The sequence below is a fragment of the Lentzea sp. NPDC036955 genome (assembly GCF_055608005.1).
The window spans coordinates 319,408-333,047 of record NZ_JBVJRC010000003.1 but is presented as its reverse complement, the minus strand read 5'-3'; the positions used below and the strand labels follow the sequence as shown (position 1 = coordinate 333,047).

12 protein-coding genes are annotated in these 13,640 nt (G+C 71.4%); 9 read left to right on the top strand and 3 right to left on the bottom strand.

Features of this window, described 5'->3' with window-relative positions; all coding sequences use genetic code 11:
* Window positions 1–13: 13 nt before the first annotated feature.
* The 4 genes from ACZ7CF_RS10755 to ACZ7CF_RS10740 all read left to right on the top strand — a co-directional run bounded on the left by ACZ7CF_RS10755 (window position 14) and on the right by ACZ7CF_RS10740 (window position 5,752).
* A complete protein-coding gene (locus ACZ7CF_RS10755) occupies window positions 14–955 on the top strand; it encodes a hypothetical protein (RefSeq protein WP_360385875.1) in 942 nt (313 codons plus the stop codon).
* A complete protein-coding gene (locus tag ACZ7CF_RS10750; protein ID WP_458429438.1) occupies window positions 952–1,872 on the top strand; it encodes a nucleoside triphosphate pyrophosphohydrolase in 921 nt (306 codons plus the stop codon). The genes ACZ7CF_RS10755 and ACZ7CF_RS10750 overlap by 4 nt, the downstream gene beginning before the upstream one ends.
* A 29-nt stretch (window positions 1,873–1,901) precedes the next feature.
* Complete coding sequence (locus ACZ7CF_RS10745) at window positions 1,902–5,078, top strand: S41 family peptidase (RefSeq protein ID WP_470369472.1); 3,177 nt, start codon at window positions 1,902–1,904, stop codon at window positions 5,076–5,078.
* Between the two features lie 95 nt (window positions 5,079–5,173).
* Window positions 5,174–5,752, top strand: coding sequence for a hypothetical protein (locus tag ACZ7CF_RS10740; protein WP_470369471.1), 579 nt, complete (start codon window positions 5,174–5,176; stop codon window positions 5,750–5,752).
* Here ACZ7CF_RS10740 and ACZ7CF_RS10735 read toward each other — a convergent pair whose 3' ends face one another.
* Window positions 5,753–6,559: a lysozyme family protein gene (locus ACZ7CF_RS10735; protein ID WP_470369470.1), complete on the bottom strand. Its 807-nt coding sequence runs from the start codon at window positions 6,557–6,559 to the stop codon at window positions 5,753–5,755.
* Between the two features lie 130 nt (window positions 6,560–6,689).
* On the opposite strand from ACZ7CF_RS10735, the gene efeU reads away from it, so the two are divergent.
* From efeU to efeB, 3 genes are read left to right on the top strand one after another with little or no spacing between them, the layout of a single operon-like run.
* Entirely contained in the window at window positions 6,690–7,508 is an 819-nt protein-coding gene (gene efeU, locus ACZ7CF_RS10730; RefSeq protein WP_470369469.1) for an iron uptake transporter permease EfeU, read from the top strand.
* Between the two features lie 20 nt (window positions 7,509–7,528).
* Window positions 7,529–8,644 (top strand): iron uptake system protein EfeO, encoded by a 1,116-nt coding sequence (gene efeO, locus ACZ7CF_RS10725; RefSeq protein WP_360385886.1) that lies wholly within the window; start codon window positions 7,529–7,531, stop codon window positions 8,642–8,644.
* A complete protein-coding gene (gene efeB, locus ACZ7CF_RS10720; RefSeq protein WP_470369468.1) occupies window positions 8,641–9,879 on the top strand; it encodes an iron uptake transporter deferrochelatase/peroxidase subunit in 1,239 nt (412 codons plus the stop codon). Before efeO ends, efeB begins: the two co-directional genes overlap by 4 nt.
* A gap of 7 nt (window positions 9,880–9,886) precedes the next feature.
* Here efeB and ACZ7CF_RS10715 read toward each other — a convergent pair whose 3' ends face one another.
* Entirely contained in the window at window positions 9,887–10,270 is a 384-nt protein-coding gene (locus ACZ7CF_RS10715) for a tetratricopeptide repeat protein (RefSeq protein ID WP_360385890.1), read from the bottom strand.
* A 107-nt stretch (window positions 10,271–10,377) separates the two neighbouring features.
* Window positions 10,378–11,532: a MalY/PatB family protein gene (locus ACZ7CF_RS10710; RefSeq protein ID WP_470369467.1), complete on the bottom strand. Its 1,155-nt coding sequence runs from the start codon at window positions 11,530–11,532 to the stop codon at window positions 10,378–10,380.
* 81 nt (window positions 11,533–11,613) lie between these two features.
* Between ACZ7CF_RS10710 and ACZ7CF_RS10705 the strand changes: the two genes are divergently transcribed.
* Both ACZ7CF_RS10705 and ACZ7CF_RS10700 read left to right on the top strand, forming a co-directional pair.
* Window positions 11,614–12,054 (top strand): Lrp/AsnC family transcriptional regulator, encoded by a 441-nt coding sequence (locus tag ACZ7CF_RS10705; protein WP_360385894.1) that lies wholly within the window; start codon window positions 11,614–11,616, stop codon window positions 12,052–12,054.
* Between the two features lie 61 nt (window positions 12,055–12,115).
* The gene (locus ACZ7CF_RS10700) at window positions 12,116–13,633 is read left to right on the top strand and encodes a BTAD domain-containing putative transcriptional regulator (protein ID WP_458429433.1); all 1,518 of its coding nucleotides are present in this window, start codon (window positions 12,116–12,118) and stop codon (window positions 13,631–13,633) included.
* Window positions 13,634–13,640: the final 7 nt, after the last annotated feature.

Here is a 13,640-nt window from a genome sequence, read left to right as displayed (position 1 = left end):
GAGGCTGATCCCCGTGAGCACTGTTCTGAAGCGTTTCTCGCTGGTCGGTGTTGCTGTGGCCCTGCTGGCCACCGGATGCGCCGCCGGGCCCGCGAAGGCCGGTTCGGCCGCGATCGTCGGAGGTCAGGCGATCGATCTGAAGACCGTCCAGGATCGCACCATCACGGTGCTCAAGAAGGAACCCGCCGCCCAGCAGATGCAGGACCAGGGCAAGCTGGACCAGGTCTCGCGGCTCGTGCTGGCCGACGAGATCACCCACAAGATCGCCGAGTACGCCGGGCAGCGCGAGAACATCTCGGTCGACGAGACCAAGGTGTACGACGCGATCCAGGAGCGCGGCGGTCCGGAGGAGGCGGCCAAGCAGAGCGAGCAGGACGCCACCACGATCCACCGCCGCCAGCGCGACGCGATGATCATGGGTGAGCTGGCCCGCCGCAACCTCTCAACCCTTCAGATCACGATCGACTTCTTCCAGGTCAAGGACCCGAAGGAAGCCAAGGACAAGGCCAGGGAGGCCGCGGCGGACCCGGCGAAGTTCGCCAGGTTCGTGCAGGAGGCACCGCGCACCTCCAGCGGTCAGCAGGCCTCGGCCACGAACCAGAAGGTCCGCGTCTCCGAGAACGCCTCGCTCGTGCACACCATGCTGTGGGGCGTGAAGCCCGGCACGGTCGTCGCGTTCCCCGCCGACGAGCAGCAGGCCAGCTGGATGGTCGCGCTGGTCAAGGAGCGCACCACGGTCCCGGCGACGCCGGGCGAGGACGAGCTGGCCGACCGGATGGACCCGCGGCTGCTCGCGGCGTTCGGCCTGCGGATCGCCCAGTTCCACGCGGCCGACCTCGACATCGAGGTCAACCCCCGCTACGGCGTGTGGGACCCGACCGGTGCCACCGTCGTCGGCAAGGCCGGCGAGCAGGCCGGTTTCGTCGGCGTGAGCGCGAACCAGAAGAAGTCTTGATCACCGTCGTCGTCCTCAGCGAGCGGCTCGGCGCCGTGCTCCCCGCTGCCGCCCTGCCCGCGTTGCGCACGGCCACCGCCGTGTACGCGGGCGAGGGCGTGCCGGTGGAGTCCTGGTCGGCGTACGGCGTCGACGGGGCCGCTCCCGAGGTGCCGGAAGACGGTGCCGTGGTGCTGACGACCTCCGCCGCCGCCTACCCCGGCTCCACCGTGATCACCACGCCGGAGCCGCTGGGTGCCGGGCTGCTCGACGCGGCCGCGGTGATGCACCGGCTGCGGTCGCCCGGCGGGTGCCCGTGGGACGCCGAGCAGGACCACGACTCGCTGCGCCAGTACCTGGTCGAGGAGACGTTCGAGCTGCTCGAAGCCATCGAGGACGGCGACAGGGCAGCGATGCGCGAAGAGCTCGGCGACGTGCTGCTGCAGGTGCTGTTCCACGCGCGCGTCGCGGCGGAGCACGCGGAGGACCCGTTCGACATCGACGCGGTGGCCGCCGAGCTGGTCGCGAAGCTGGTCGGCCGGCACCCGCACGTGTTCGAGGGCCACGACCCGGCCGTGCACGACGCGACCTCGCAGGAGCACCGCTGGGAGGAGCTCAAGCAGGCCGAGAAGCGCCGCGAGTCCAGTGTGGACGGTGTGGCGCTCGGTCAGCCGGCGGTCGCGCTCGCCGCGAAGCTGGTGCAGCGCACCGGACGCGCCGGTCTCCCGGTCGACCTGCTGCCCGAGGGCGACGACACGGGCACGACGTTGTTCGCCGTGACCGCACTGGCCAGGCTCGCCGGTGAGGACCCGGAGACGGAGCTGCGCCAGGTGTGCAGGCAGTTCGCCGCCAGGGTGCGGGATGCCGAAGCGAAAGCACGGGCCGAAGGTCTGGAATCTGTGACAGCGGAGGACTGGCGTCGCTTTTGGCCCTCCTGAACCGGTGACGGTGGGCTAACGTCGATCACGTGACTTACCTGCGGTATCCGCACCTTCGCGGTGACTTGGTGACGTTCGTGGCCGAGGACGACGTGTGGCTCGCCCCCGTCGGCGGAGGAAGGGCCTGGCGCGCGTCCGCCGACCAGGTACCCGTCCGCTCGCCGCGGTTCTCGCCCGACGGCACCCAGCTGGCCTGGGCCAGCTGGATCGACGGGGCCCCCGAGGTGCGGGTGGCCCCTGTGGACGGTGGCCCCGCACGCCGGTTGACGCATTTCGGCGTCGCCCGCACGGCGGTGTCGGGCTGGACGCCGGACGGCCGGGTGGTCGCCGTCTCGACGACCGGGCAGATGTCCCGGCACCGCAAGCAGGCCTGGGCCGTGCCGCTCGACGGCGAACCGCCAGAGCTGCTGCCGTTCGGGTGGGTCAACGACGTCTCGTTCGGCCCGGACGGGCAGGTCGTCACCTCGTCCAGCTACATGCAGGACCCCTCCTACTGGAAGCGGTACCGCGGCGGCACCGCCGGGAAGCTGTGGGTGGACGAGGCGGGCGACGGCGAGTTCGCCCGCATCCTGGCGGACCTGAAGTCGCCGCTGACGAACCCGATGTGGGTGGACGGGCGGATCGCGTTCCTGTCCGACCACGACGGCGTCGGCAGCGTGTACTCGGTGGCGCCGGACGGCACGGACCTGCGGCGTCACACCGAGCTGGAGTTCTACGCCCGCAACGCCTCCACCGACGGTTCACGGGTGATCTTCCACTCCGCCGGTGAGCTGTGGCTGCTGGAGGGCCTGTCGGAGCTGCGCAAGCTCGACATCCGGCTGGGCGGGCCGCGCACCGGCCTGCAGCAGCACCACGTCAAGGCCTCCGGCAACGTCGACTCGTTCAGCGTCGACCACACCGGCCGCGCGTCCGCCGTCGAGGTGCGCGGTTCCGTGCACTGGGTGACGCACCGCGACGGCCCCGTGCGCGCGTTGGCCGAACGCTCCGACGTGCGCGCGCGGCTGCCGAAGGTCCTCGGCGAGACGGGCCACGTGGTGTGGGTGACCGACGTCGAGGGCGAGGAGGCGCTGGAGATCGCGCCCGTCGGCGGTGTCGAGCCCGGCAACACCGCCCGCCGCGTCGCGTCCGGTCAGCTCGGCCGGGTGCTGTCGCTGGTCGCCGCGCCGGACGGGTCGCGCGTAGCGGTCGGGACGCACGACGGCCGGTTGCTGCTGGTGGACATCGCCTCCGGCGAGGTGCGGGAGGTCGTCTCCGGCGCCAACGCGAACGTGAGCAACCTGGCGTTCTCGCCCGACTCGGCGTGGCTCGCGTGGTCGCACCCCGGCCCCACGCCGTTGCGGCACATCAAGATGGCGAACGTGACGGACCTGTCGGTCGTGGACGTGACGCCGCTGCGGTTCGCCGACTTCTCGCCGGCCTTCACCGAGGACGGCAAGCACCTGGCGTTCCTGTCGGTCCGGACGTTCGACCCGGTCTACGACGCGCACGTCTTCGACCTGTCGTTCCCGACCGGCTGCCGCCCGTACCTGGTGCCGCTGGCCGCGACGACGCCGTCACCGTTCGCCCCGACGCGCGGCGGCCGTCCCGTGGACGACGAGGACGACGACAAGGACTCCTCGGACGACGACGACAAGCCCCCGGTGTCGAAGGTCGACATCGACGGCCTGGCCGGCCGCGTGGTGCCGGTGCCCGTGCCCGGTGCGGAGTACTCGGGCCTGCGCGCGGCCCGCGGCGGCCTGCTGTGGCTGCGCCGTCCGTTGCTCGGGGTGCTCGGCGACAACCTGGCCACCCCGGACGCCCGCCCGCCGCGCACGGTGCTGGAGCGGTTCGACTTCGCGAAGCAGAAGACCGAGTGCCTGGCCGACAGCGCGGACGCGTTCGCGGTGTCCGGTGACGGCCGCCGGATGGTCGTCGAGGACCGCGGTGACCTGCGCGTCGTGCCGACCGACAGCAAGGCCGACGAGGACTCGGCCGACTACGTCGAGATCGACCTGGCGCGGGTGCGCGTGGTCGTCGACCCGGCGCTCGAATGGGCGCAGATGTACGCCGAGAACGGCCGTCTCATGCGCGACAACTTCTGGCGCACCGACATGGGCGGCGTCGACTGGCAGGGCGAGCTCGACCGCTACCGCCCGCTGGTCGAGAAGCTCGGCAGCCACGACGACCTCGTCGACCTGCTGTGGGAGGTGCAGGGCGAGCTCGGCACGTCCCACGCCTACGTCTGGGGCTCGGCGCACCACGTGCCGACGTCCCGCCGCCAGGGCCTGCTGGGCGCCGACCTGGAACGCGTCGACGGCTCCTGGCTCGTGCGCCGGGTGATCCCCGGCGAGACCTCCGACCCGCACGCCCGTTCACCGCTGACGGCGCCAGGAGTGGCCGTGCGCGCGGGCGACGCCATCGTGGCCGTGGACGGTCGTCCGGTCGGACTGGGCGGCCCCGCGCCGTTGCTGGTGGGCACGGCGGGCAAGCCCGTCGAACTGACCGTGCGCCCCGGTGGTGGTGGCGAACTGCGTCGGGTCGTGGTCGTGCCGTTGGCCGATGAGGAGCCGTTGCGCTACCACGACTGGGTGGCCGGCCGACGCGCATTCGTGCACGAGAAGTCCGGCGGTCGCGTCGGCTACCTGCACGTTCCGGACATGATGGGCGCGGGCTGGGCCCAGCTGCACCGCGACCTGCGCGTGGAGCTGACCCGCGAGGCCCTGGTGCTGGACGTCCGCGAGAACGGCGGCGGCCACACCTCCCAGCTCGTGATCGAGAAGCTCGGCCGCAAGGTCATCGGCTGGTCCGTCGCCCGCGGCTACACCGCCTCCGAGAGCTACCCCCAGGACGCCCCGCGCGGCCCGGTCGTGGCGGTGGCCGACGAGTTCGCGGGCTCCGACGGCGACATCGTGAACGTGGCCATCAAGGAGCTGGGCATCGGCCCGGTCATCGGCGTCCGCACGTGGGGCGGCGTGATCGGCATCGACATGCGCTACTCCCTGGTCGACGGCACGATGGTCACCCAGCCGAGGTACGCGTCGTACTTCAACGGCCACGGCTGGGACGTCGAGAACTACGGCGTCGACCCGGACATCGAGGTGGTCATGACCCCCGCGGACCGCGTTTCCGGCCGCGACCCCCAACTCGAACGCGCCGTCTCCCTCGCTCTGGAAAGGCTTTCGTCTTCACCGGCAGCTCACGCTCCGGAGTTGCCACCTCTCGCGTGAGTACACCATCGTGTGGCTGAAGAACTGTGACGCACTGTTCCTTGTGGACGATCAACAAGACGGAACAGTTGTCCTCGTGCGGGGGTGTGTCGCAGATGAGTCACCGTGAAGAGCCGCGCAGTGGCCGTGGGTGCTTCGGGGCCGTGGTCGTCGTCCCGTTCCTGGCGCTCACCGGCATGTTCGCACTGATCGCCCTGACGGGGTCGCCGGAGGAAGCCCCTCTGGCGGCCCCGCCGGCCACCAGGCCCACCTCGCAGTGGTGGACCGAGCCGTTCGACGCGCTCACCACCTCCACGATCACCGAAACCGTCGTGGTGCAAGGGCAGGCGCGTGAGCTGAAGGGGGCGCCGCCGGCGACGCGGACGCGGGTGGTGGGCACGACGGTGACCGAGACCGTGCGGGTGCCGGTGTCCTCGTCCAAGCCGTCGGCGGTGGGGCGGAACGAGGAGCCCGATGTGCCCGGGGACGAGGACTCTTCGGTTTCGCCGTCTACTTCGGACAGCTCTCGGCCGGTGGTGACGTCCAGCGTGGTTCCGCCGCCGCCGCCTTCTTCTGCGTCGGTGGTTCCTTCGGAGACGACGGTGCCGTCGTCGGCTCCGGGAAGGGCGCGCCCCGGTTCCGCCGCCGACCCCAGCCAGCCGTCCGCCTCAGCGAGCCACCGCAACCAGGCCTGACTACGGCATGCTGGCCCGTGCGTACGCGTCAGCCCCGCTGAACACGTTCTGCCCGTACTCCACGGAGTTGTTGTAGGCGAGCACGGCGGCCCACCAGCCGGCACCGGTGCCGAGGTCGCGGGCACCGCCGCCGCACAGGTAGCGGGCCGCGGTGAGGGCGGCGTCGTCGATGTTCTGCGGGTCGGCGGGGAGGCCGTCGGGGGCGGCGCGTTTGGCCCAGCGGTTCCAGGTGCCGGGGATGAACTGCATCGGGCCCACCGCGCGGTCCCAGGTGGTGTCGGTGTCCAGGCGGCCGCCGTCGGTGTCGTGGATGGCCTTGACGCCGGGGGAGCCGTCCAGGGGGATGCCGATGATCGGGCGGGAGGGCAGGCCGTTGTCCTGGAGGCGGGCCCCGTTGATGTTGCCGTGGTGGGACTCGATGCGGCCGATGCCCGCGAGGGTGGCCCAGGAGATGCGGCACGCGGGGGCGTCGCGTTGCATCGTCAGGTCCGCGTTGGCGTAGGCGTGCAGGGCGCGGGCCGGGATGTCGGTCTTCGACGCCACGCGGGTGGCCCACTCGGTCAGCGGGCTGTCTCCGGTGGCGGGGGTCGGGGCGACGGCGTTGCCCGGGGCGGCGGCGCCGGGCTCGACCTCCTGGAGGGGGACGAGGAACGGCGGCGGGCCGAGGGGGGCTGCGGAGCGGCGGTTCAGGGCGCCCAGGCCCCACGCTCCTGCTGCCACGACCACGATCAGCAGCAGCACCAAGACGATGCGGCCGAAGATGGCGGCGTTGCGCGAGCGGCTTCGGGGTGCGGACGGCGGGACCACGAGACCCAGGCTACGTGCTCCCGGCAAGCAGGTGGCTGCGTGAACCGTGATGCAAACGGCACTGTCGACGGCTGGACATACAGGTGAGCCTTACCTAAATTCAGGCCGACCTGATTCACGGAGGCGTCGGATGCTGTTCGCAAATGGCCTGATCGGGCTGCGGGAGGGGCTTGAGGCCGCACTCGTGGTGAGCATCCTGATCGCATTTCTGGTTAAAACGGACAGAAGGTACGCGCTGAAGTGGGTCTGGGTCGGTGTGGTGACCGCGCTGGTGCTTTCCGTGACGGCGGGTGCGGTCATCACCTTCGCCGGCGCGAGCATGACCTTTGAGCAGCAGGAAGCGTTCGGCGGGACGATGTCGGTCATCGCGGTCGCGTTCGTCACGGGAATGATCTTCTGGATGCGGCGCGCGGCCAAGACGATCGCGGCCGAGCTGCGCGGCAAAATGGACGAAGCGCTCAACGTCGGACCGCTCGCGGTCGTTCTCGTGTCCTTTTTGTCGGTTGCCCGGGAAGGGCTCGAAACCGCCGTCTTCTTCTATTCCAGCGTGCAGGCCGCGGGTGGGGGAACGACGCAGCCGCTGATCGGGTTCCTCGGCGGGATCGCGGTGGCGGTCGCCATCGCCGCCGGGCTCTACGCGGGGGCCATCCGGTTCGACCTCGGCCGGTTCTTCACCGTCACGGGCGTGCTGCTCGTCTTCGTCGCGGCCGGGGTGCTCAGCTACGGCATCCACGACCTGCAGGAGGCGGCGATCCTGCCGGGGCTCGACACGCTCGCGTTCGACATCAGCGACGTGCTGCCGGAGGACTCCTGGTACGGCGCGCTGCTCAAGGGCTTCTTCAACTACTCGCAGCGGACGTCGGTGCTGCAGGCCGTCGCGTGGGTCTCCTACGTGGCGGTCGTCCTGTCCCTCTTCCTCGTCCGGCCGCGCGCTCGCGCGGCCGCCTGAAACAGATCACTGGAGTTGCCGTGCGGAAGGCAGCAGTCGTCCTGGGCTCACTCGTGGTGCTGGCCGCCTGCGGCAGCACCCCGGAGAACGCCGCGAGCGGCGCCATCGCGGTCGAGGCGAGCGACAGCGCGTGCAAGGTCGCGAAGACCGAGGCGGGGACCGGCAACGTCGCGTTCGAGGTGACGAACAAGGGCACCAAGGTCACCGAGTTCTACCTGTACGCGGAGGGCGACCGCATCCTCGGCGAGGTCGAGAACATCGGCCCCGGCCTCACCCGCAAGCTGATCGTCGAGGTCACCGAGGCCGGCAAGTTCCAGACCGCCTGCAAGCCCGGCATGAAGGGCGACGGCATCCGCGGCGACTTCACCGTCACCGGTGACGCCAAGAAGTCGACCGACGGCGACGCGCTGCTGGCCGAGGCGACGAAGAGCTACCAGCGCTACGTCTCCTCGCAGGCCGACCAGCTGCTCGTGAAGACCGAGGAGTTCGTGGGCGCCGTCAAGGCCAAGAAGGTCGACGAGGCCAAGGCCCTGTACCCGGTGTCGCGGATCTACTGGGAGCGCATCGAACCGGTCGCGGAGAGCTTCGGTGACCTCGACCCGAAGATCGACGGCCGCGAGGACGTGATCGAGGAGGGCATGGCCTTCACCGGCTACCACCGCCTGGAGAAGGACCTGTGGGCGTCCGGGTTGCAGGCCGACTCCGACAGGATCGCCGACCAGCTGCTGGCCGACGTCAAGGAGATCGTGGGCAGGGCCAAGGCCGTCGAGCTCACGCCCGTGCAGCTCGCCAACGGCGCCAAGGAGCTGCTCGACGAGGTCGCCACCGGCAAGATCACCGGTGAGGAGGACCGCTACTCGCACACCGACCTGTGGGACTTCCGGTCCAACGTGGACGGTTCGCAGGCGGCCGTCGCGGCGCTGCGACCGGTGGTGCAGCAGCGGGACGCGGCCCTCGTGTCCACGCTGGACGAGAAGTTCAAGGCCCTCGACGAGGCGCTGGAGAAGCACCGCAGGGGCGACGGGTTCGCGCTGTACACCGAGCTCTCCCAGGACGAGGTCAAGGCGCTGGCCGAGGCCGTCGACGCGCTGGGCGAGCCGGTCAGCAGGGTCGCCGAGGTGGTGTCGGCCAAGTGAGCGGGGTGTCACGGCGCAGGGTGCTCGGGTACGCGGGCGCCGGGGTGGCGCTCGCGGGGACCGGTGCGGCGGCCGGCGCGTTCGCCGTCAGGGCGGCGCCGGAGGCCGAGAACGCCGCGGCGGCGCAGGTGCCGTTCCACGGCGACGTCCAGGCGGGCATCACCACGCCCGCGCAGGACCACATGCACTTCGTCGCGCTCGACGTGAAGACGAAGAACCGGGCCGAGCTCGTCGACCTGCTCAAGCAGTGGACGCGAGCCGCGGAACGGATGACCGCGGGCCAGGAGGCCGCCGAGAACGGTGCCGTCGGCGGCAACGCCGACGCCCCGCCCAAGGACACCGGCGAGGCGCTCGGTCTCCCGGCCTCCGCGCTGACGCTGACGATCGGCTTCGGCCCGTCGCTCTTCGACGACCGGTTCGGGCTGGCCGGTCAGCGGCCGGAGGCGTTGATCGACCTGCCGCGGTTCCCGAAGGACGACCTCGACCCGGCTCGCAGCAACGGCGACATCTGCCTCCAGGCCTGCGCGAACGACCCGCAGGTCGCCGTGCACGCCATCCGCAACCTGGTCAGGATCGGCTTCGGCCGGGTCGCGGTGCGCTGGTCGCAGCTCGGGTTCGGCCGCACGTCCTCGACCACGCGGGCGCAGGCCACACCGCGCAACATGTTCGGGTTCAAGGACGGCACCCGCAACATCAAGGCAGAGGACACCGACCTGCTGCGCGACCACGTATGGGTCGCGGAAGGCCCCGAGTGGATCCGCGGCGGCACCTACCTGGTGACCCGCCGGATCCGCATGCACGTCGAGATCTGGGACCGCACCTCGCTGAACGAGCAGGAGCAGATCGTCGGCCGCTCCAAGGGCGAGGGCGCCCCGCTCGGGCAGGCCCGGGAGTTCGACGAGCCGGACCTGCACGTCAAGGGCGCGGGCGGGGTGCCGCGGATCGGCGAGCTCGCCCACGTCCGGCTCGCGTCGCCGGAGTCGTTGAACGGCGCCAGGATACTGCGCCGCGGCTACAACTTCACCGACGGCTCCGACGGGCTCGGGCACCTCGACGCCGGCCTGTTCTTCGTGGCGTTCAACCGGGACTCCCGCACGGCGTTCGTGCCGATGCAGCAGGCGCTGTCCACAAAGGACAAGATGATGGAGTACCTGGAGCACACCGGTTCCGGGCACTTCGCCGTGCCCCGCGGCGTGCAGCCGGGCGGCTACTGGGGTGAGGCGCTGTTCCGGTAGGCGGTGCTCAGCCCGGCCGGCCGCCGCCCAGCGCCAGCCTGGCCTTCACCTCGCCGAGCGCCTCCTGGTACTCCGGCGACGGGTTCATCGCGACCGCCATCCGCAGCTGCGCCAGCGCCTCGGTGAGCCGCTGCTGCCGTTGCAGCGTCTTGCCGAGCGCGAACCGGGCGTAGTGGTCGCTCGGGTCGAGGTCGAGGACCTTGCGGAACGCCTCCTCCGCCCGCCGCAGCTGCGCGGTCCCGAGGTAGGCGCGGCCGGCGAGCAGCTGCACGGACGGCGCGTCCGGGGCCTCGTCCAGCACCTGCCGCAGTTCGCGCAGCGCGTCCAACGGCCGCTGCTGGCCCAGCAACGCCTCCGCCCTGCGGAAAGCTTCGAAGGTGCCGTCCGTCATTCGATCAACGGTACCCACCGCGGGCGGGTTCTTCGACTGCCGTCCGGGCGACAGAACTCGAAAGGGGTGGTCGCGGGGCGTCGAACCCGCTGCGCGAGTAGGACACCTCAGTCCGATTCGGACGTGGCGGCACCGGCCGGCAGGCTCGCTGCCATCCTGCGCACCGCCGTCGTGAGGATCTCCGGCGAGGTCGCGAGGTTCAGCCGCACGAACCCCGCCCCGCCGGTGCCGAACGGGACGCCGCAGTTCACCGCCACCCGCCCGCGGCGCAGGAACTCCCCGGCCGGCCGGTCGCCGAGCCCCAGCCCGCGGCAGTCGAGCCACGCCAGGTACGTGCCGGGCGCCGGTTCGTAGCGCACCCCCGGCAGCTCCTCGGCCAGCAGCGCGGCCAGCACCCGGCGGTTCTCGGTGAGGCCCGCCAGCACCGCGTCCAGCCAGTCGCCGCCGTCCCGGTACGCCGCGGTGTGCGCGAGGACGCCGACGTGGCTGGGCCCGTGGCCGACCTCCTCCGGCAACCGCGCGAGGTCACCGGCCGCCTCCGGGCCCGCGATGGCCAGCGCCGCCTTGAGCCCGGCCAGGTTCCACGCCTTCGACGCCGACATCAGCGACAGCGCGTTGCTCGACACGCTCAGGTACGGCACGAACCGCACACCGGGAGCCACGAGCGGCGCGTGGATCTCGTCCACGACCACCCGCACGCCGTGCCGTCCGGTCAGGTCCGCGACGGCGGCCAGCTCGTCGGCGGTGTGGACGGTCCCGGTCGGGTTGTGCGGGCTGCACAGCAGGTACGCCGCACCCCGTCCGGCCCGGTCGAAGGCCTCCTCCAGCACGGCGAGGTCGATCCGCCCCGCCGGGTCCAGCGGCGCCTCGACCACGCGCCGCCCCATCGACGTGACGAACTGGTAGAAGGGCGGGTAGACCGGGCAGTTGACCACGACCGGCGCGTCCGGTGCCGACACGAGCCGGAGCATCTCGACGACGCCCATCATCACGTCGGGGACGATCGCGGTGCGGTCGACGGCTGGCTCCCAGTCCCAGCGCTCGCGCGCGAACCCGGCCAGCGCCTCGGCGTAGGCGCTGCCCTCGGGGTAGCCGGTGTCGCCCAGCGCCACCGCGTCGGTGACCGCCCGCGCGACCGGCTCGGCCAGCAGGACGTCCATCTCGGCCACCCACACCGGCAGCACGTCGGGCGGGTAGTGCCGCCACTTCATGCTGGTCCGCTGCCGCAACTGGTCGAGGGTGAGCTCGCGCAACGGGTTCATGCCGCAAAGCTAGGAGAGATCGCGCAGGAGGTGTTTGCTTTCTTTGCTGCATGAGCGCTGAGGACAGGCCAGGATGTGCGAATGGACGCCGTGGACCGCAAGATCCTTGCCGAGCTGCAGCGCGACGGCCGCATGACCGTCACCGACCTCGCCCACCGCGTGCAGCTCAGCGTCTCCCGCTGCCAGCGCCGGCTGCGCGAGCTGGAGCACCGGGGCGTGATCCGCGGCTACCGCGCCGTGGTGGACGCGGCGGCGATCGGCTTCGGCTTCGAGGCGCTGGTGTTCGCGAAGGTGCGGCTGGAGTCGCTGGACGACTTCGACGACGCGCTCGCCGGGGTGCCGAACGTCGTGGAGGCGCAGCGGTTGTTCGGCAGCCCCGACTACCTGCTGCGGGTGGTCACCGCCGACCTCGCCGACTACCAGCGGTTGTACGAGGGCACGCTGGCCCGTTTGCCCGGTGTGCGCGGGCTGACGTCGACCATTGTGATGAAGCAGGTGGTCGAACCGCGCCCGTTGCCGTGAGCCGGGAAGCGGGGAATGCGCGGGGGCGTTGTGCCGTTGCATGAGCCTGCGCTTCTCACTGATGGGTCCAGTACGAGCCTGGCGAGGGGACGAGGAGGTCGACCTCGGCCCGCGGCAGCAGCGGGCCGTGCTGGCGGCGCTGCTGCTGAACAACGGCATCCGGTTGAGCAACGACCAGCTGATCGGGATGGTCTGGGACGACCCGACGCCGAGCGCGCTGACGGCGTTGCGCACGTACACGTACAAGATCCGCAAGGCCCTGCCGGAGCTGGACCTGAGGTCGAAGGACGGCGGCTACACCGTGCGCGCCGAGCTCGTCGACGACTGCCGCGGGGAACCGCTGGAAGGCCTGACCGGCACGTACTTCGAGGCGCAGCGGGTCAGGCTCGCGCAGGAGCGGCTCAAGGCCCGTGAGGACTGGCTCGAACGCGAGCTCGACGTGCTGGAGCTGCAGAAGCACGTGGCCGCGAACCCGTTGCGGGAACGCCCGCGTGCGCTGCTGATGCACGCCCTCTACCGCGACGGCCGGCAAGCCGAGGCGCTGGACCACTACCACCAGGCGCGCGCACTGCTGAACGACGAGCTGGGGCTCGAACCCGGTCCCGAGCTGCGCAAGGTCCACGCCCAGATCCTCACCGGCGACCTGCACCTGCCGCGCAAGCCCGAGCAGCTGCCCCCCGACCTGCCCGACTTCACCGGGCGGGCCCAGGAGATCGCGCAGGCGCTGCGGGTCCTGCCCGGCACGGTCGGCATCACCGGCATGCACGGCAGCGGCAAGACCGCGCTGGCCGTGCGGATCGGCCACCTGGTGAGGCACCGGTTCCCCGACGGGCAGATCGTCGTGCGCGGCAAGGACGTCGCGACCGAGCTGCTGCGCGCGGTCGGCGTCGAGAACCCGGCAGGCGACCGGGCCGCGCTGTGGCGGGAGAAGGCGCGCGGCAAGCGGTTCCTGGTCGTCGTCGACGACGTCACCGACGCGGCGTCCGTGCGCGACCTGCACACCCCGGGTTCCGCGCTCGTCCTGACGAGCGTGCGCAGGCTGAACGAGCTGCCCGCCGTCACGTGGGTCAGGACCGCTGGCCTCACCGAAACCGAGGCGCACGAGTTCTTCCGCAAGGTCCTCGACCCGCGGCGGATCGACGCCGAACCGGAGCGTGCGGCCGAGGTGCTGGCCCGCGTCTCGCACCTGCCGAACCCGATCAGGGTGCTCGGCGGCAAGCTGTCCTCCCGGCCGCAGTGGACCGTCGAGATGCTGCAGCTGCAAATGGAGCGGGAGAGCAGGCTCGGCACCGCTGTCCCGTCCGACTGCCGGGCCGTGCTGGCGCCGCTGGACAAGGCCGCGCTGCAGCTCACCGACGAGGAGCGCCACCTGCTGCGCCTGCTGGCCCGCCAGGACCGGGACGTGGTCACCGTGTGCGAGGCGGCCGAGCTCTACGGCGGTGACGTGGCGTGCATCGAGATGCTGCTGGAGTCGCTCGCCGACGTGCACCTGATCGAACCGGTGGTGCTCGGCTGCTACCGGCTGCCGCGGTTCGTGCAGCTGTACTTCGGACTCCGCACACCCGTCCTGACCAGCTGATTCATCC

What these genes read in the sequence shown, in the direction of transcription:
- ACZ7CF_RS10705 (WP_360385894.1), top strand. Translation starts at nt 11,614, where the DNA reads ATGGACGCCGTGGACCGCAAGATCCTTGCCGAGCTGCAGCGCGACGGC.
- ACZ7CF_RS10715 (WP_360385890.1), bottom strand. Translation starts at nt 10,270, where the DNA reads ATGACGGACGGCACCTTCGAAGCTTTCCGCAGGGCGGAGGCGTTGCTG.
- efeU (WP_470369469.1), top strand. Translation starts at nt 6,690, where the DNA reads ATGCTGTTCGCAAATGGCCTGATCGGGCTGCGGGAGGGGCTTGAGGCC.
- ACZ7CF_RS10710 (WP_470369467.1), bottom strand. Translation starts at nt 11,532, where the DNA reads ATGAACCCGTTGCGCGAGCTCACCCTCGACCAGTTGCGGCAGCGGACC.
- ACZ7CF_RS10740 (WP_470369471.1), top strand. Translation starts at nt 5,174, where the DNA reads ATGAGTCACCGTGAAGAGCCGCGCAGTGGCCGTGGGTGCTTCGGGGCC.
- ACZ7CF_RS10700 (WP_458429433.1), top strand. Translation starts at nt 12,116, where the DNA reads ATGGGTCCAGTACGAGCCTGGCGAGGGGACGAGGAGGTCGACCTCGGC.